The sequence below is a fragment of the Pseudomonas sp. Pseusp21 genome (genome assembly GCF_059492145.1).
In genome coordinates this window covers 671,979-690,712 of sequence record NZ_CP168520.1, presented here as the reverse complement: position 1 = coordinate 690,712, position 18,734 = coordinate 671,979, and the positions used below count along the sequence as shown (strand labels likewise).

At 60.2% G+C, this 18,734-nt stretch carries 15 protein-coding genes; 1 reads left to right on the top strand and 14 read right to left on the bottom strand.

Features of this window, described 5'->3' with window-relative positions:
• Window positions 1-33 precede the first annotated feature (33 nt).
• Window positions 34-1,392 carry a glutamine synthetase family protein gene (locus tag ACEN93_RS02970; RefSeq protein WP_074690683.1) on the bottom strand — a complete coding sequence of 453 codons (1,359 nt, stop codon included), beginning with the start codon at window positions 1,390-1,392 and terminating at the stop codon, window positions 34-36.
• 161 nt (window positions 1,393-1,553) lie between these two features.
• On the opposite strand from ACEN93_RS02970, the gene ACEN93_RS02965 reads away from it, so the two are divergent.
• The gene (locus ACEN93_RS02965) at window positions 1,554-2,462 is read left to right on the top strand and encodes a helix-turn-helix domain-containing protein (protein ID WP_074690530.1); all 909 of its coding nucleotides are present in this window, start codon (window positions 1,554-1,556) and stop codon (window positions 2,460-2,462) included.
• Window positions 2,463-2,571: 109 nt separating this feature from the next.
• Here ACEN93_RS02965 and ACEN93_RS02960 read toward each other — a convergent pair whose 3' ends face one another.
• The 13 genes from ACEN93_RS02960 to ACEN93_RS02900 form a co-directional block, all read right to left on the bottom strand.
• Window positions 2,572-3,621 (bottom strand): acyltransferase family protein, encoded by a 1,050-nt coding sequence (locus ACEN93_RS02960; protein ID WP_039768593.1) that lies wholly within the window; start codon window positions 3,619-3,621, stop codon window positions 2,572-2,574.
• Window positions 3,622-3,748: 127 nt separating this feature from the next.
• The gene (locus tag ACEN93_RS02955; RefSeq protein WP_495611023.1) at window positions 3,749-5,227 is read right to left on the bottom strand and encodes a family 16 glycosylhydrolase; all 1,479 of its coding nucleotides are present in this window, start codon (window positions 5,225-5,227) and stop codon (window positions 3,749-3,751) included.
• On the bottom strand, window positions 5,227-6,282 hold the full coding sequence (gene galE / locus ACEN93_RS02950) for a UDP-glucose 4-epimerase GalE (RefSeq protein ID WP_495611022.1): 1,056 nt from the start codon (window positions 6,280-6,282) through the stop codon (window positions 5,227-5,229). Before galE ends, ACEN93_RS02955 begins: the two co-directional genes overlap by 1 nt.
• Window positions 6,283-6,311: 29 nt before the next feature.
• Window positions 6,312-7,730, bottom strand: coding sequence for an oligosaccharide flippase family protein (locus ACEN93_RS02945; RefSeq protein WP_103385232.1), 1,419 nt, complete (start codon window positions 7,728-7,730; stop codon window positions 6,312-6,314).
• A gap of 13 nt (window positions 7,731-7,743) precedes the next feature.
• Complete coding sequence (locus ACEN93_RS02940) at window positions 7,744-8,697, bottom strand: glycosyltransferase family 2 protein (RefSeq protein WP_495611021.1); 954 nt, start codon at window positions 8,695-8,697, stop codon at window positions 7,744-7,746.
• A 16-nt stretch (window positions 8,698-8,713) separates the two neighbouring features.
• Window positions 8,714-10,027 (bottom strand): O-antigen ligase family protein, encoded by a 1,314-nt coding sequence (locus ACEN93_RS02935; RefSeq protein ID WP_495611020.1) that lies wholly within the window; start codon window positions 10,025-10,027, stop codon window positions 8,714-8,716.
• Window positions 10,024-11,136 carry a glycosyltransferase gene (locus ACEN93_RS02930; RefSeq protein ID WP_495611019.1) on the bottom strand — a complete coding sequence of 371 codons (1,113 nt, stop codon included), beginning with the start codon at window positions 11,134-11,136 and terminating at the stop codon, window positions 10,024-10,026. The genes ACEN93_RS02935 and ACEN93_RS02930 overlap by 4 nt, the downstream gene beginning before the upstream one ends.
• On the bottom strand, window positions 11,133-12,212 hold the full coding sequence (locus ACEN93_RS02925; protein ID WP_495611018.1) for a glycosyltransferase: 1,080 nt from the start codon (window positions 12,210-12,212) through the stop codon (window positions 11,133-11,135). The genes ACEN93_RS02930 and ACEN93_RS02925 overlap by 4 nt, the downstream gene beginning before the upstream one ends.
• A 2-nt stretch (window positions 12,213-12,214) precedes the next feature.
• Entirely contained in the window at window positions 12,215-12,919 is a 705-nt protein-coding gene (locus ACEN93_RS02920) for a WecB/TagA/CpsF family glycosyltransferase (RefSeq protein WP_495611017.1), read from the bottom strand.
• Window positions 12,920-12,932: 13 nt separating this feature from the next.
• A complete protein-coding gene (locus ACEN93_RS02915; RefSeq protein WP_064596759.1) occupies window positions 12,933-14,273 on the bottom strand; it encodes a UDP-glucose dehydrogenase family protein in 1,341 nt (446 codons plus the stop codon).
• A 67-nt stretch (window positions 14,274-14,340) separates the two neighbouring features.
• Window positions 14,341-15,732: an undecaprenyl-phosphate glucose phosphotransferase gene (locus ACEN93_RS02910; protein ID WP_074690539.1), complete on the bottom strand. Its 1,392-nt coding sequence runs from the start codon at window positions 15,730-15,732 to the stop codon at window positions 14,341-14,343.
• Window positions 15,733-15,880: 148 nt separating this feature from the next.
• Complete coding sequence (locus ACEN93_RS02905; protein ID WP_039768574.1) at window positions 15,881-18,193, bottom strand: GumC family protein; 2,313 nt, start codon at window positions 18,191-18,193, stop codon at window positions 15,881-15,883.
• A 2-nt stretch (window positions 18,194-18,195) separates the two neighbouring features.
• Window positions 18,196-18,729 (bottom strand): polysaccharide biosynthesis/export family protein, encoded by a 534-nt coding sequence (locus tag ACEN93_RS02900; RefSeq protein ID WP_039768572.1) that lies wholly within the window; start codon window positions 18,727-18,729, stop codon window positions 18,196-18,198.
• Window positions 18,730-18,734 lie beyond the last annotated feature (5 nt).

Sequence of the window (18,734 nt, the reverse complement as noted above, 5' to 3'; positions counted from 1 at the left end):
AACGATCGTTGGGTTGGGTTGTTTTTATTTTGGTTAAACGCTCAGCAACAGGAACTCCCGCTCCCAGGAACTGATCACGCGCTTGAAGTTTTCATGCTCGGCGCGTTTCACCGCGACGTAGCCGCGCACGAACTTGCTGCCCAGGTATTGCGCGACGGTGTCGCACTCTTCCATCTGGGTCAGGGCTTCTTCGATGGTGATCGGCAGGCGCAGGTTGCGGCGCTCGTAAGCCCGGCCTTCGACGGCGGCGCTCGGTTCGATGCCTTCGACCATGCCGATGTAGCCGCACAGCAGGCTCGCGGCGATGGCCAGATACGGGTTGGCGTCGGCGCCGGGCAGACGGTTTTCAACCCGCATCGCCTCAGGGCCGGAGGTCGGCACCCGCAGGCCGACGGTGCGGTTTTCTTCGCCCCATTCGACGTTGACCGGTGCCGAGGTGTCCGGCAGGAAGCGGCGGAACGAGTTCACGTTCGGCGCGAACATCGGCAGCACCTTCGGGATGTACTTCTGCAGACCGCCGATGTGATGGCGGAACAGGTCGCTCATGCTGCCGTCGGCATTGGCGAAAATCGGCTGGCCGCTGGCGATCTCGACCACGCTCTGGTGCAGGTGCATGGCGCTGCCGGGCTCATCGCCGATCGGCTTGGCCATGAAGGTTGCGGTGACGTTGTGCTTGAGCGCCGCTTCACGCAGGGTGCGTTTGAACACGGTGATCTGGTCGGCCAGATCCAGTGCATCGCCGTGGCGGAAGTTGATTTCCATCTGCGCCGGGCCGTCTTCGTGGATCAGCGTGTCCAGGTCCAGGCCTTGCAGTTCGCACCAGTCGTAGACGTCTTCGAACAGCGGATCGAACTCGTTGGCGGCGTCGATGGAGAACGACTGACGACCGCTTTCGGCGCGACCGGAACGGCCCAGCGGTGCCTTCAATGGCAAGTCCGGGTCTTCGCAGCGCTGGGTCAGGTAGAACTCCATTTCCGGCGCCACGATCGGCTTCCAGCCTTTGTCGGTGTACAGCTGCAGGACTTTCTTCAGCACGTTGCGCGGCGACAGTTCGATCGGGTTGCCGAACTTGTCGAAGGTGTCGTGGATGACGATGGCGGTCGGCTCGATGGCCCACGGAATCACGTACACCGCATCGCTCACCGGCTTGCAGACCATGTCGATGTCGGCCGGGTCGAGCAGGTCGTAGTAGACGTCGTCGTCGACAAAATCCCCGGTTACCGTTTGCAGCAGCACACTTTCCGGCAGGCGCATGCCTCGCTCATGCAGGAACTTGTTGGTCGGTGCGATCTTGCCGCGGGCGATGCCGGTCAGGTCGCTGACCACGCATTCCACTTCGGTAATCTTGTGATCTTTCAGCCATGTGAACAGCTGATCGAAAGGGGCATTCATAAAGACCTCGTCGTTGGTTTTGTTGACGCGGGGGAACGCGATTTCATCTTTCGCAGGCTTCCCCTGTGGCGCGTTGACGACTATCTTGGGCGGGCCTTGCCGTTCCATCTATCCACTTTCAGCAGCACCAAAGCGCACCAAAAGAGTGCGCAAGGTTCCCCATGACGACGTGCAATCCGCTTCAGGTTCAAGCGTTCAACACCGCCGATGTCACCGAACAAATCCGCGCCACGCCGGGTTGGGTGCAGCATTACCAGCAGATGTCGCCAGGGCATTTCGCGGGGCAGATCCGCTATCTGGATTTGCAGGGAGTGGAGGTTTACGAAGAACAGATGAACACCCGGGTCGAGCAGAATTTCAGCGCGCCGCAAGGGGCTCTGGCGTTCTGTTTCGATCGCAGCGACAACGCGCTGTATCTGCTCAATGAAGAGAGCCGCAACATCTGGATCACCCCGGAGAACTACCAGGAAATCGCTGTGGTGTTCGGCCCGGAATTCGTCCAGCGCAACGGACTGGACATGGCCCGGCTGGAGGGTTTGTTCATGGCGCCGCTCAATGGCGCGCAGAATGGATTGTTCAGTCGCTGGTTAAGCTCCACTCTCACGAAGTTGTCGCAAGCCCTTGATCTGCCGAGTAAAGAGGCACTGACTCAGCAGCTATTGGAGGACTGCCTGTTCATCCTCGACAACGCGAGCGTGTGTCTGGACGGCGGCGGTTTGCAGCGTCGCGCCGAGGAGCGAATCACCCTCAAACGCGTGGGCGAGTGGGCGGCGGATTCGCCGGAAGAAACCCTCAATCTGCTCGAGTTATCGCGGGTCGCCGGGGTTTCCCTGCGCCAGTTGCAGCAGACCTTCAAGGCTTACACGGGGATGTCGCCGAGCCACTGGCTACGGTTGCGCCGGCTCAACAGTGCGCGGCGCGAATTGCTCAAGCGTTCGCCTGCGGAGACCACCGTGGCGGAAGTGGCGATGAACTGGTCATTCTGGCATTTAGGCCGTTTTTCAAGCAGTTATCGAGCATTGTTCAAGGAGTTACCGAGCGAGACGTTGAAGCGCTCATCGTCCTTGTGACGGGCGCTCTGCGCCACAAACAAAAAAAGGCGGGAGAGGTTTCGGTATTCACCGAAGCCTCTCCCGCCTTTTTCATCTGCCGATATTGCCAAGCCTGTTGCGTTACCGGCTAACCAACTCTGAGACGCTTGAAGGAGGACGAAAGGGATCTTTTCATCAGTCTGGCCATCGGGGTTTCTATTTCCTTATGGATGACATGGGACGCACCTATCATCAAAGCGATGGTGCCCCAGAGCAGCACGTGTGGATTGATGGTCGGATAAGCGATGTTGAAGATCATGAAGCCGATCATTTGATGCAGCAGGTAAAGCGGGTAAGTCAGTGCGCCCAATGCTGTCCAGTCGAACTTCCCCACGGCTGACGTCTTATGCGTCGCGATAAAAAGGAAGGTCATGAAAAACAGGGCAATGACGCCGCAGATGATCAAGGAGTCGTAGTCAGTCGAATATTTCAGTTCAATCGACTCGGCCCACTTGATCGCGTTGAAGCTGGCCAATGCCTGCGCAGCCGCCAGCAGGGAAATACGGGATTTGGTAAACCCCTTGTCCCAGATGATGTAGAACGTCGCGCCAGCGATGAAATAGGCCGCGTAGTCGGTGATCAGGACCGAGCGCAGTTTTTCGAAAGCAAAGACTTCCGCTGCGGCCGAGATCAGCAGCCAGAGTACGAGGAAGGTTTCTATTTTCTCTATCTTCTTGAAAGCCAGCAGGACGGCGATCATCAGGTAGAACTTTATTTCGACGAACAGAGACCAGTAGACCCCGTCTATGGGGGGCACACCAAGCAGGTCGCCCAGAAAGGTCAGGTTGATCAGGTATTGATAGAAATCGGCCGAAAATCGTGGCTGCCCGATGGCCAGCGTGATGAGAAACGTGATCGTGCAACACACCCAGAATGCCGGGCAGAGGCGGATGACCCGAGAAATAAAGAACACTTTGAGGTTGTTGCTCGAAGCGGTCATCAGGATCACGAATCCGCTGATCATGAAAAACAGTTCGACGCCCAGATACCCGTATTTGGCAATGTCAGCCAAAAGTGGATAGGGCATGACCGACATCTCACCCCTCGCATAGCCGCGAAACGCATAGTGAAAAATCACCACGGCGAACGCCGCAAGAAAGCGCAGCAAATCCAGTTCTGTCAGCCGTCGGTTGTTCATGTGCATGCGCTCCGGGGGTGTTCGCGCGAATTGAAAACTGACGACTGTGCCGAGTGAAAATCGACTCAAGGCGAAAGCTATGACGGTCGGGGCGGCTCATCGTCTGGCCCCAGGCCTGGTGTGAGGGTCAAGGATTGCGTTGCCACATGCGGATGTAATCGACTTCAAAAGTGGAGGGCAGGTCAGCATCGTCGACCACGCCGAACCATTTCCACATGGCCTCGCTGTCGAAGACGATCTGCATGGGGAAGAAGAAATAATGGTTCTTCGATTCTCTGACCAGCACACCATCGACGTACCAGCGCAGGGTATCGGGCTGCCAGTCGAAGCCGTAGACATGAAAGTCGCCGGCCAGCCGCCAGGGACTGGTCCAGGTGCTGCCGTTGGCGATATGTTCGGTGCTGTGCGGCGTGGCCCAGAGGTGGGCGTTCATGTTGTAGGCGCGGTCTGAAAGCGCATTTTTGGTCTTGCCGCCGATTTCAAAGATGTCGATTTCGGTAGCGTTGTCAGTCATGCCCGTCCATGCCAGCCAAAAGGCGCTGGACGCCGCGGAATTCATGGGTTTGGCCCGCGCTTCGTAGTACCCGTAGAAGCCGCGTTCAAGGGTACGCACCATGGCTGAGGTGTAGTCCTTGAAGCCGAGCTCGACGTATTTCTGCGCCAAGGTTTCCTTGCGAAAGACAATGTTCAGGTTGCCATTGCCGACACTGGCGTTGCGCTCGGTGAACAGCGCCGGCTTGCGGCCCAGTGACTCATTCCCGACAGCATTGTTGACGTGCCAGCGTGTGCGGTCGAGGGTGGTGCCATCGAACTCGTCGGACAGCTTCGTGTTGAGCACCCATTGACCGGCATTGGCCTGATCGGACAAGGGCAGTTGGGCGTTGATGCGCGTCGGCAATGTCCCCAATGGGCCGACGCGGGTCCAGGTGTCGGCATGCGTGGGGATGGCCACGGACCATTTGTCTGCCAGGTATTGAAAGGCTTGCTGGCGCTCGGCGAGCGAGGCGAATGGACGGTCATACACCAGCACTTCGGCGATGTCGCCGCGAAAATTTTCCGAGTGACCGACGGCATTGCGCCCGACCCCGTAGGGGCCGATCGGCACGTCGTGCAGTTCCAGCACGGAAACCGTCGGCTCGTACTCCCCGGTTTGCGCCAGGCTGACCGCGAAATTCGGCAGCACGTTGTCGTTGCTGGCGGCCTGCGGGCGTGAACTGAACAAGCGTTGCCAGGGATCGACTCCGGCCTGTTCCGGCAACCGCCGGGACACGATCAGTACGGTCACAGATCCTTTAGCCGTGCGCAGGGCCCGGCCGAGTAATCCCGAATTGCCGTCGAAGCGCACCACCGCATGGCCATTGAGGCTGTTTCCTATCCACTGTGGCGGTGAGCTGGCGTCAGCGACCGTCGCGTCATTGGCCTTGCCGGATTTGTCGCTCCAGCGCTGGAGCCGGTTCTGCGCATCCAGGGTCATCGCGGATGAGTCGGCCGCGTCCAGCCACAACACGAGGCCGGTGGTCGGTACAGGCGCTGGCGCCTGCGCGGCGTTGCTTGCCAGCGCAACCGAAAACAGCACGACCAGCAGACATTCCTTGAGCATCGGCATCACTTCACCGCAACGGGTGCCGGAATCTTGAATGACGATTGATACCCCTGCGGATTGCACGACTGCCAGCGCCAGCTATCGGTGATCATCTGTTCCAGGCCGCGTTGCGCGCTCCAGCCCAGTTCGCGTCCCGCCTTGGCCGGATCGGCCCAGCACTTGGCGATGTCGCCGAGACGTCGAGGGGCGAAGCGGTAGGGAATGCTGATGCCGGTGATGTCCTCGAAACTGTGGATGATCTGCAGCACGCTGTAGCCGACGCCGGTGCCGAGGTTCCAGAAGTGAATGCCATTGTCGTGCTGCAGCACTTGCAGGGCCTTGAGGTGACCGATGGCCAGGTCGACCACGTGGATGTAGTCGCGCACGCAGGTTCCGTCCACGGTGGGATAGTCGCTGCCGTACACCGTGAGTTCGGGTATCCGGCCTATGGCAACCTGGGTCAGGCAGGGCAGCAGGTTGTTGGGGCGGCCGCTCGGGTCTTCGCCGATCATTCCGCTTTCGTGGGCGCCGATCGGGTTGAAGTAACGCAACAATCCAATGCTCCAGCGCGGATCGGAGTTGCACAGATCCGTCAGCAACTCCTCGATCATGAGCTTGGTGCGGCCATAGGGATTGACCGGTTTGCCGGTGCCGAAATCTTCGGCAATCGGCGTGCGCGTCGGCTCCCCGTACACCGTGGCTGACGAGCTGAACACCAGCCGGAATACGTTATTGCGGGCCATCGCCTGACACAGGCCAAGCGTGCCGGCAACGTTGTTGACGTAGTAGTCCAGCGGCTTGCGCACGCTTTCTTCGACGGATTTGAGACTGGCAAAGTGCACGACGGCGTCGATGTCGTATCGGCTGAAGATATCGTCGAGCAGGGCCGGGTCGCGAATATCGCCCTTGATGAAGTCGACCCGGGTCAGGGTCAGTTGCTCAAGGCGCCGGATGCACTCTCGACAGCTGTTGCACAGGTTGTCGAGCACCAGCACCTTGTGGCCGGCGTTAATGAGGGCCAGAGCCGTATGCGAGCCAATGTAGCCGGCTCCGCCAGTAATCAACGTGGTTTTGCGCATGGTGAGGCCTTCCTGTCTCAGGGCTGAACTCAGCGGGAGGTGAAAACCGATTTGAATTCCTGTGGCCAGTGCGGGTGCAGGGCGCTGTAACCCACGGCATAACTCAGTGCGCCGAGTACGACGCTGCCGATCAAATGCAGGTAACCCTGGAGACCCAGCTGCGGTAGCACCAGCAGCACGGTTGCAGCCATGACCAGGGAAGCGATCACGCTGCGGTAACTGGCTTCGAAAAAGCCGCGCCAGCTGTAGCCGATCGCCGTGTTCAGGCCGCGGATTTGCAACGGCGTGATGACCAGCATGCGCGCCAGCAGAGCGACGGCTGCAGCCATGCCGCCGTACAGGTTGCCGAGGGCGTAGACCAGCGCCAGGGCCAGCGCGGTGGTCAGCACTTCAGCCTTGATCGTCAGGTGACTGCGGTTGACCGCCACCAGTGCGGTGGTGGCGTACATGGCGCTGTTGCCGATGGCGGCGGTGCAGGCCAGCACTTGCAGCAGCGGGATGGCCTCTGCCCATTTGGCGCCGAAGATCAACAGGATCAGGTCGCTTGCGGTGAGTGCGAGTCCGATGAACAGGGGCGTCAACAGAAAACCGCTGACGGCGGTTGAATCGCCAACGATCCCGATCAATCGCTTGGGTTCTGCGCTGCGCCGGGAGAACGCCGGCAGCGCGTAGCTCAGCAAGCCGTTGTAGATCGCGGTACGTGGCAGTTCGATGATGCGCATCGCCATGTTGAACATGCCGACCGCGTTGGCGCCGGCGGTGATGCCCAGAACCACATTGACTCCGCGCTGCAGGGTTTGCGAGCTCAGCGCGTTGACGGCAACCGGTGCGCCTGACCTCAACAACTCGCGCAGGATCGGGCCGTCGATGTGAAAGGGGATGTGGCGTGGGTCTGCGCGCATCAACACAATGATCGACACCAGTTCCATGATCAGCGCCTGGGCAATGACCGCCCACGCACCCAGTCCCCAAAGCGCCACGGCAATCCCGCCGACACCACCCGCCACTTTGCCCAGCAATGTGCGCGAAGCCAGCATCTTGAAGTTACCGCTGCGGCGCATCTGCGCCACATAGACCCGCGCCATCATGGTGAACAGGATCTTTATCGAGGCTATCGCCGTCATCCATTGCAGCAGCGGGTCGGGGGTGTACAGCATGACCGCGCCGGAAATGACGCCAATGCTCGCCAGACTGACCAGCACCGCCGCCCAGTAGGCGGTGCTGATGTGCTTGTCCTCCAGTCGCTCAAGCCGGACCAGCGGGTCTTCGAGCACCGAGGAGTACACCAGACCGATCAACTCGACGATGGCGATGATTACCGTGCCCACACCCAGCTCGGCAGGCGACAGCAGCCTGGCGTAGGCGACAAAGGTAATCATCGACAGCAGGATCAGGCCGAATTTCTCGGTGAAGATCCAGGTCAATGTCGTCAGACGGTGGTTGGCCATGGCGGATTCCGGATCAATGAGCCGTGGTTGACGCCGTTGCCTTGCGCAAGGTTCTGGCGCGGGCATACAGGTAGCGCAAGGTCGGTTTGCCGCTGGCGAAGATCAGGGCCTGCCAGGAGCAATCCAGCATTCGCCGGTACACGCCGAGGACCTGGTCATGCTCGCCACGTCGGGAAAACGCCTCGAGAAAATCGGTGTGGTTGCCCAGCACGAAATCGATCCGCTGCTGCCGGGTCAGCTGCGCGCCGTAGCGGGCGAGGTACACCTCGATGAAGCGGATTTTGTTCTGGTAGTACTTTTTCGGATTCGCGGTCATGTTGCCGCCATTGACCGTGCGCTCCAGCAACACCTCCGGCACCGTGTGGATCTCCCAGTGTTCGGCGATCCGGGTCCACATGAAGCGGTCTTCGGAATAACGCAGGCTGGCATCGAAGCCGCCGAGTTGCATGATCACGTCACGCTTGACCAGCGCGGTGGAAACGCCATTGACGACGTTGGCGTGGATGAAATCGTAGAAATGCCGGCCGTTCTTCAACCGGTCGTCCCGCTGACGTCTGCCATCGCTGTAATTGACCTGCGCATAGCAGTCGATCAGCCCCACCGGTCGACCCTGTCGCGTGAGCTCGTCATACAGTGCCAGCTGTAACTCCAGCTTTCGCGGATGCCATTGATCATCGGCGTCGAGCATTGCCACAAACGTCTCTTTAGAGTGGCGCATCCCATGGTTACGGGCACTGGCCTGGCCTTCGTTGGCTTGCTGCAACAGGGTCAGGCGAAACGGCGCGGTGAAGTCTCGAACCCGTTGTGGTCCGTCATCGGTGGACCCGTCGTCGATGACGATGACGTGATCGGGCAGTCGGGTTTGCCGGGCCAGGGAGGTCAGTGTCTGCTCGATGCTGTCGGCGCCGTTGTACATCGGGATGATGACGCACACCGAATCTGCTGAAGGGGAGGATTGGTTGGGCACGGTGATTCTCCTTGGGTTACGCGCGGGCGGAATCGCGCGGTAGTGCGCGGCCCGACGAGCGCTGACGCAGCGCTGCCGGTGAGGATTCGGGGTAGGTCGCGTGGTGGTGCCGGAAGGTCAGGGCCAGGGTGCAGAACACCAGAAACTCGGCGGAGCGGTAGTTGGGAATCACGTACGCCACATAATTGGTGACGGCGAACAGGCCGATGATGACCAGCGCACTGGCACGAAACCGGGCTGCCTGATTCGCCGTCACCGCGCGGTATTGCTTGAACAGTGCCTCACCCAACATCAATGCCAGCGCCGTCAACTGGATGAGGCCGCCGTTGAGCAAGGTCTCCATGTAGCCACTGTGGGCGTTGCCGATGTAACCCCAGCGGGTGATGAACGCATCGGCATCGGGGCTTGCCCAGAAGGCGCCGAAGCCGTAGCCCTTGAGTAACTGGCTGTCGATGAAAGGCGCGAGCAGTTCCCAGATAAGGGTCCGATCGGTCAGTGACGGATCGCGCCCGGCCATTTCCAGCAGCACCGCAAAGTTGCTGTACAGAAACAGGCAAACCAGCAGGTAAAGGAGGGTGCATCCGAGGAACAGCAACTGTGAGCGATTGATGCCCAAGCGGATCATCGTGAGGAAGTACCAGTAGCTGATCGTGCCGGAAATAATCAGCGCTACACCGGTGGCTGACTGGGCAAGCAGGATCGCGACCAGCGAAAAGAACGAACAGAAGAGCGCCCAGCGATTGCGCTGCCGGATCATCGGCAGCAACAGCATGATGGCGATCGCATTGAGTCGGGCGCCGGCATTCTTTTCGGCGAAAACGCCTTTGAACGCGCCGTCGCGAATGCCCCCGGAGAGAAACGCCACTTCAGGCATGACCACGGCGAGCAACAATCCGATCAACGCCGCGATGCCGATAGCGCAGCCGAGCATGAAGGCGATTTTTTCAAGGGAGTAGTTATAGGCAATGAAGCCTGCAAAAAACACCACGCCGAGCAGGGCGATAAACCGTTTGAGACTGAGCATCGGGTCGTGGGACCAGCCGATTGATGCGATGACACAGAGCAGGAACACCAGCAGAAAGAAATTGCTGCGATAAAAGGTCTTGCTGAGGAACACCTTGTTGCGGATGAAAAAGAACAACGGCACCAGCAGCGTGATGAGGCCGCAGATCTGATTGGCGACATTGCCTTCGAGGTCTTTGTTGATATCGCCAAAGTTCGCGGCACTGCCCAGACCGAGGACAAAGGTAATCACCTGGATGTAGAACAGGATGCCGAACAGCGTGAAGGCGTCGCGCAGTGTCGAATAGCGGATCGTCAGGGGGCTCATGATGACGGGTCTCCAACCAGTGCTTTGAGGTAGGTCTGCACTGCACTGGCACTCACGAATCGTGCGGCCGCATCAAGGCGTGATTGACGCTGCAGATCGCGCGGTATGGACAATTGCTCGGCGATGGCCTGTGCCAGGGCGATCGGATCTTCCACTGCGACCAGCGGGGCAACCACGCCGCCGCCGAGAATCTCCTGAGGGCCATGGGGGCAGCGGGTCGCCACCACCGGCGTACCCGTGGATAACGCCTCGACCAGCGCGTTGGGGCTGCCCTCGAAACGCGACGACAGCACGAAGCAATCGGCTGCGGCCACTTCTGCCAGGGGATCGTTGGCATAGCCCGGCAGATCGAAGCGTTCCGCCACCCCCAGCTGTTTCGCCTGTTCAAGCAGTTCGGACCTGAGGACGCCTTCGCCAAAAATAATCAGGCGGGCATGCTGATCCGGCAGTGCGGCGAACGCTGTGATCAGCGTGTCGAAACCTTTTTGTGGCGCCAGGCGCCCCACGGCGACTATCACGGTGCCGGACTTTTCCAGCAGCCAGCGGTGGCGGGGCGGTCCCGGTGTCTTCTCGCGAAAGTCGTTGTCGAGCACCGGGTTGTCGGCAATGGTCACGTCCCGGCGTCGGGCGAGGGTGGTATCGACCAGATCCTGGGCGACGCCGCGCGAAACACAGATCACCGGATTGGGAATCAGCCTGTACAACAGGGGCGCTACCCGATAAGCGATGCGCACCATCAAATCGGGGTTCACGTGCCGGTCATGGGAAAAGGCATTGCGCTCGCTGACGTGCAGCCGGGCCAGCGTGCCTGACAGTGCCGCCGCGATGATCGCCACCACGTTGACGTGGGTGAGGGCTGCCAGCTGGGCGTCAAAGCGATTGTCACGCAGGAATCGCGTGAGTGCCGGCACCGCACGGACGCTGCGCGGGCTGTGCAATTCGACTTTTTTCACACGCGGATCGAGATGCGCTGCGTGAAGGCCACCGCCGGTGAGCATCAGCAATGTCACGTCGTTGCCTGCATCCACCAGCGCTTTGGCCAGGCGCGCCATCATTTTTTCAGCACCGCCGGCGCTGAGGTCATGGAGGATGATCAGTAACTTTTTCATTGATTCCAGACCTGGTAGTACGCCTGCGCCGCGTACTGACTGGTGTACGGGCGCAGGGTGGCAGTGAGCGTCTCTTCGCCGGGGGCGATGGCATGACTTGAGATCAGGTTGCGCAGCATTCCCTCGGCCAGTGCCTGTACGTCGTTGACGATCACCAGTTGACCGAGTCGGCCGTGGTCCAGCAGTTCTCTGGGCCCGGTCTCGCAATCGCAGGCCAGCACCGGCGTGCCCAGCGCCAACGCCTCGATCAGCACGGTCGGCATGCCTTCTTGCAGCGAACTCAGAATGAACAGTCGGGCGTGCCTGAGCACGGGATAGGGATTGCTCATGAACCCGCTGAAATGCACACGTTGCGCGATACCCAATTGCCTGGCCTGGGTGACCAAGGCTTCGCGCAACGGGCCATCGCCGACGATCACCAGATCCGGCAGCGCCGCGCTGCGCAGCGCCAAGGCGTAGGCATCGAGCAGCAGATGAAACCCTTTGGGTTCGACCAGACGCCCCAGGCTCAGCCAGTAGTTGCGGGGCAAGTCGGCGGGCCGGGGCGCCCGGGCGGCTTGAAACAGTTGATCGGTGACGACGGCGTTGGGGCAATAGCGGATGCGCTGTCGCCCCCATGGCACGGCGTCGGCGAGGGTCTGGCGCAACGCCGAGGACACCGTCACCACCTTGCCGCTGCCACACAGGTACAAGGCGTAGAGAAAGCGCAGGCTTGAGGGGCCGGTTTTCTGTTCGCTGCAATCGAGGGTCGCATGGCGGCTGTAGATGACTTTGCAGGCACTGCCCAGGGTGGCGAACCACGTGCAGAGGTTGGCCTGCTCCTTGGCTGAAATGAGATGGGTGACACCTTCGTGCCGTATGAGCCGGCGCAGCAAAACGATGGACTTGAACAGGCCGACGAGGCCGTTGCCGCCACCGCTGTAGCATTGAATGTCCCGGGCGTCGGGCATGTCTGCGTTCATGACGAAAAAACTCACCCGCCGACCGTCCTTGAGAAACTGCTCGGACAGCCGCTGCTGAACGCGCTCGACGCCACCGCCGGGCTTGAAATCCTTGAGGGTAAACAGGATGTGCATGGTCATTCCCCAACGCTGATGGCGACTTTGTGTCGAACGATCATGTTCAGCAGGTGCAGGAAGTTGCTCGGGTAATCGATGAGGTAGCGTTTGATCGTGTGGGGCTCGCGGTACATGCGATAGAACGCGCGCAAGTGCAGGCGATTGATCAGCGCCGGGTAGTACTGCCGCGTGGCCAAAGCTTCCTGGCGGATGAACCCGCCACAGCTGAAGGCGACCCCGCGAAAGCCTGCGCGCAGGGCATCCTGCTCGAACTGCTCTTGCCGTCCGGCGCCCAGGCCGACGATCAGAATGTCCGCTGCGCTGCGACAGATGTCGTACCGAATGTCTTCGGCCTGGGAAGCGTCGAAATAACCGTTGTGATAGCCGGCGATGCTCAGTTGCGGATAAAGGCTCTTGATCTTGCTGATGAACAGGTCGAGTTCGGCTTGTCGGGCGCCGACGAAATAGACGCGTTTGCCCTGTTGCTCGGCGCTGCGCAGCACGACGTCGGCTATCGAGGTGAAGTCGAAGCTGACCCGGCCAATCGGTCTGCCGGTGATGCGAGACATGAAGGTTGACATCAGCATGCCGTCGCAAAAATAGGCAACGCTGCTCGGGTTCTGCTCGAAAAAACTGCCGATCGAGGCAAAGTTGATGAAGGAATAGGCCTGGTTGGCCTCCAGCAATTTCGCCGAGTAGTGGCCGACTATCTCCAGTTTGAACATGGCGCGGCTCCTCTCAGAGAACTGAAGGGGTCTGCCGACCCACGGAGACGTAGGTGAACCCACGTTTGCTCAACCGCTGCGGATCGAACAGATTGCGCCCGTCGAAAATCAGTGGCTGTTTGAGCAACCGGCTGAGCTGGTCGAAGTCCGGTGCCCGAAACGATTGCCACTCGGTGACGATGATCAGGGCGTCGGCATTTTTCAGCGCCGCCTCCTTGGTGCCTGTCAGCGTCAGGTCGTCGCGCGAGCCGTATAGGCGCTGGGCCTCTTCCATGGCTTTGGGATCAAACGCCTGCACGCTGGCGCCCGCTTGCCACAAAGCCTCCATCAGTACCCGGCTGGGGGCTTCGCGCATGTCGTCGGTGTTGGGTTTGAAACTCAGCCCCCACAGGGCAAACGTCTTGCCGCGAAGGTGGCCGTCGAAGTGATCGAATACCTTGCGATAGAGGCTGGCTTTCTGTTCCTGGTTGCGCGCCTCCACGGCCTTGAGCACCCGGGCGTCAATGTCGACACCGTCGGCCGCCTGTATCAGCGCTTTCACGTCTTTGGGAAAGCACGAGCCGCCGTAGCCCAGACCTGGGTAGATAAACTGGTAACCGATGCGCGGGTCGGCGCCGATGCCGTGGCGCACTTTTTCAATGTCGGCGCCGAGCCTTTCGGCGAGGCAGGCCATTTCGTTCATGAAGCTGATTTTGGTCGCCAGCATGCAGTTGGCGGCGTACTTGGTCAGCTCGGCGCTGCGAACATCCATGACGATGATTTTTTCGCGGCTGCGATTGAACGGTTCATACAGTTCGCGCATGACCTCTTCGGCACGCGGGCTGTCGGTGCCGATGATGATCCGGTCCGGGCGCATGCAGTCCTCGACCGCGCAGCCTTCCTTGAGAAATTCCGGGTTTGAAACCACATCGAACGTCAGATCGCCGCGACCGTTGTCGGCCAATACTTGCTCGATACAGGCTCGCACCCGATCGCCCGTACCGACGGGCACGGTGGATTTGTCGACGATGATCTGGTGCCGATCCATGTTCAGCGCGATGGTCTGCGCCACGCTCAGCACGTATTGGAGATCCGCCGAACCGTCTTCGTCGGGCGGTGTGCCGACGGCGATCAACAGCACATCGCCATGGTGAACGGCGTCCACCAGGTCTGTGCCGAACCGCAGCCGGCCGCTTTGGTAGTTGTCGCGCACCAGGCTTTTCAGGCCCGGTTCGTAGAGCGGCAGCGTGCCCTCTTTCAATGCCTCGACCCTGCCGGCGTCGACGTCGACGCAGAGCACGTTGTGCCCGACCTCGGCCAATGCAGCACCCTGGACAAGGCCTACGTAACCAATACCGAATACGCTCACATTCATGGTCGAACCTCAGATCGTGGTGACGGTTATCAACGGTCGGGCAGGGGACGGCAGCGTTGGGGCGGGCTTAGTAGATGTTTTTCGAGAACAGGGTGAAGGGGGTCTTGATGAGGATTTTGATGTCGAGCCACAGCGACCACTGGTTGATGTAGTTGAGGTCCTGCGCGACGCGCAGCTGCATCTTTTCCACGGTCTCGGTTTCGCCACGATGGCCGGTGATCTGGGCCAGCCCGGTGATCCCCGGCTTGAGGCGATGCCGGGCCATGTAGGCGCGGACCTTGCCGGTGTAATAAAGGTTGTGGGTGACGGCGTGCGGACGCGGGCCGACCAGGGCCATGCGGCCGGACAGCACGTTGAACAGTTGTGGCAATTCGTCGATGGAACTGCGGCGCAGAAAACCGCCGATCGGCGTCAGGCGGTCATCGTTGCGGGTGGCCTGCCGAACCTGCTGGTCGTCGTGGACGTGCATCGAGCGAAACTTCCAGACCTTGATCACTTCGCCGTTGCAACCGTGACGGTTCTGCTTGAACAGCACCGGGCCGGCGGAGGTCAGCTTGACGGCTATGGCCACCACCAGCAGCACCGGGCTGAGCAGAATAATCGCCAGGGCGGCAAGGCTGCGTTCAAACAGATCCTTGCAAAACAGGCTGGCAGGGTGCGAGCTGATCAGGCTCTCGTTGAGGTAGATGGCCGGCATTCGCTCGATTTCCGAGATCGAATGGTTGAGCAACACCATGCTGCCGAAATCCGGGATCCACACCACGTCGACGTTCATGTCCAGCAGGTCGATGTAGAGGGCTTCGATGGTGGCGGCATGGGCCATTGGCAGCACGATATAGACACGACGCACTTCCAGGCCCGTGATGATCTCGCGGATGGCGGAAACGTGGCCGAGCAACGGCAGAATGCTGGGTGCAGGGCCGCAGCTGTCCTCGGCGGCAATGAAGCCCAGCACCAGCGCGCGGTTCGGTCGGGACAGTTTTTTCGCCAGTTCATGGGCCGTCGGGCAGGTACCGATGATCACCGAACGGCGTCCGTTGCAGACCTTGCGTGAATACAGGCGGGCCAGGTAATGCAGGGGCAGAAAGCTCAAGGCCTGAACCACGAAACCCAGCACCGCCCAGACCATGATCACCTGGCGTGAATAAATGGCGCTGGTCTGGGTGAAGAACGCAATCGCCGCCAGTACGGCCAGCAGGGTCAACCACCCGGCCAGCAATCTGCCGAGCCCGACCAGCAGGCCATGGCGCTTGTGGTAGACCTGCATCACGCTGTAGATCGGCACCGAGCCGAGCACCGTCAGAATGATCAGGATGCGGTATTCGCTGGTCAGACTGCCGACGCGCCAATGCACGAGCAATATCAACAGCGCGGTGACCAGCGACAGCGCGCACAGCCACTGGCCCCAGAACGTCAGGCCTCGGCGGTGTGTCATGTGAGCGGTATAGAGCGATGTCATGGGCTTAACCTCGAGACAGCATTCATGCATCAGCGCGAATCGAGCAGGCACGGCGTGCCTCCCGATGGCTTTTCCGTAGCTCGGCGGAGGTGAAGCGAGTGGTGCGTTGGCAGAAGAGGGCGTAGCGGCGGGCGTATGCGCCCGATGGTTACCTGGGCGCGAAATCGTAGTTATAGAACGCCCGGGAGTGGTGGTAGCCGTACTTGCGCGCCTTGCGCAGGTCGACCTGGTTGAGCACCGTGCCGAAGACCGGCACATGGCTTTGTTGCAACATGGCAATCCCTCGCTGAACCTGGCTGATCGACGTGCTGTCAGCCTTGACGACATAGATCACCGCGTCCGAATGTTTTGCCAGCAGCAGCGCGTCACTGATCATCTCCGCTGGGGGAGAATCGATGATGATGTGGCGATAACGTGACCTGAGCGCTTCGAGCATGCGCGCCATGCGCGGCGAGCTGAGCAAATCCTGTGGCGGTGGCTGAACCGGGTTGAGCGGATCGCCAGGGGACGGCAGGCGCGGCGCAACGAACATATCCAGCGACGGCGGCAAGACCTTCCCGGCCGGCAGCATGTCCAGATTGCCCACTGAAACAATGCAGTCTTCAAGCCTGGCCGTGCCGGCAATGACATTCGCCAGTCCGGGGCTGTCCGGCGGAAAATCGAAGTTCAGCGACAGGGTTGGCTGACGCATGTCGGCATCGATCAGCAGCACGCGTTCCAGCGGCGTGAGCGAACTGGCGAGGTTGGTGGCGATGGTGCTTTTACCCTCGCCGGCAACCGTGGAGGTCACGAGCACCACTTGTGACGGTTTTTCGCTGCTTTGCAGCATCAGCCAGGTGCGCAGGTTGCGAATGGTCTCGGAAAAACGCGGGTTGTCGTTGTCCTCGAACAGGCGCGCCAGTTGCCGACGACTTTTCTTTATCACCAGCGGCACGACGCTGAGCAGTGGAACATTCAACACGCTCTCGATCGATTCATCGGTTTTGAAGGTATTGCTCAGACTCTCGAAGAGCAGTGCCAAACCGACGCCGATCACCGCCGCAATCAGCCCGACGATCGCGACAATCAATGTCTTGCGCGGTTTGCTCGCGTCGACGGGAACGATGGCCGGGTCGACGATGCGCACTTTCGTCGAGTCCATGTCGGCGGTGGCCGTGGTTTCTTTCAGGCGTGTGACGAAGGTTTCATATAGCGCGCGCGTGCTGTCGACCTCACGCTGGAATTCGCGCAACTGGAACTCTTTGCGCGCGATGTCCTGGATTTGCGCCTTGTTGCTGTTGAAGGACTGACGCAGCGACGCTTCACTCGCCGTGGCGAGCTGGTATTGCCGCTCGATACCGGCCACCACTTGCTGCACCTGCAATTGCAGACTGGTGGTGGCGGTGCGCAACTCGGTTTGTGCGGAGATCAGGCTGGGGTGCTTCGGACCATAGCGCCCGGCCAGTTCATCAACCTTGGCCTGGGCCACCGCGCGATCGGCCTGGAATTTCTGCACCAGAGGGTTGCTCAAGACCGCCGGCACGCTGGACAGTCGGCTCAGGTCGCCGTTGCCCAGGGCCTTCGCCTGCCGGTACTCGCTCTCGGCTTCAGCGCGGTTGCGTCGGGCGTCGACCATGCGGTTGCCGGTCATTTCCAGTTCGTTGGCGCTGATGGTGGCAACGCCGCCAACATCCACCAGACCTTGTTCTTCGCGGTAACCCTGCAGCTTTTTCTCGGCCGCCCGCAGGTTGTCGCGCAGCTTGATCAGACGCGTGTTCATCCAGGCCGTGGTGGTTTGCGACGATTTCTCGCTGGTATCGAGCTGGCTGTCGGTAAAGCCCTGAGCCAGTGCGTTGGCCGCCGCCGCTGCGAGAACAGGGTCTGGCAACTCGACTTCGATTTCGAGCAACTGGCTTTTGCCAACGAACTTGACGCTGGTGTGCAGCATGAGGTTCTGCGTGACCTGATTGAAGACGTCTGCTTCAGTGAGTGGCTCTTTCTTTTGCGGTAGATATCGACCTAACCCCGGGATCCATTGATCAAGGTCCAGATCGGCCAGCCATTGGCGCGGCGCAAACCAGGACTTTGGCTGCTGGCGCGGATCGGTGACCGGGTGAGTCGTCAGCCCGAGTTTTTTCACCGCGCGTTCGGCGAGGTCTCGCGATTGCAGGAGCGCCTGCTGAGTCTGCAAGTAATCTGTGGCGTTGCCGCCTGAGTCCTTGACTTGCTGGAACGACATCAGCGGAGGTGTTTTGTCGTTGAACAGCAGGGTGGTGCTGCCAATGTATTGCGGCGTGATATTGGAGACCACCACGGCCGCCAATACGCAACTGAGCAGCACCAGCCAGCCGATGCGCCACTTGGCGCGCCAGATGATCCTCCACAGATTGAGCAGATCCAGGGTGTCCTTGTCTTCGGCGTGCTGCGGATGCAGATGCGCTTGAAGAGGACGTTCGACGTAGTTGCTTGGGCTGTTGTCCATGATCAGAAAAAGCCTTGTGCAATGGAAATGGTGTCGCCGGGGGCGATCGTGGTGCTGCGTGAAATGTTATCGGTGACGCTTTCGCCACTCTCGCTGCGCAAGATGGTCACTCGCTTCATCGAGGCCCGCTCGGTCAAGCCACCGCCCAGTGCAATGGCTTTTTCCAGTGTCAGTCCGGGCACGAACGGATAGCTGCCGGGCTTTTTCACTTCGCCATTGATGTAGAACGAGCGGTATTCAATCTGGCTGAGACTGACTTTCGGGTCGATCAGATAACCCTGCTTGAGCCCGTCGACGATGATTTTCTCGACCTGGCTGGGGGTCAGTCCCTTGGCGGAAATCTCTCCCAGAAACGGATAGGAGAAGGTGCCGGCATCGCTGAGTCGGATCTTTTTGATGCTCAACTCCGGTTCACCGAAAACGATGATTCGCAACACGTCGCCGGCAGCGAGTTTGTATTGCGTGGCAGGATCTGCCGCATGGACGTGAGGCAAGAGAAACAACGCGAACAAAAGGACAAGTGTGCGAGTGTTCATGTCGA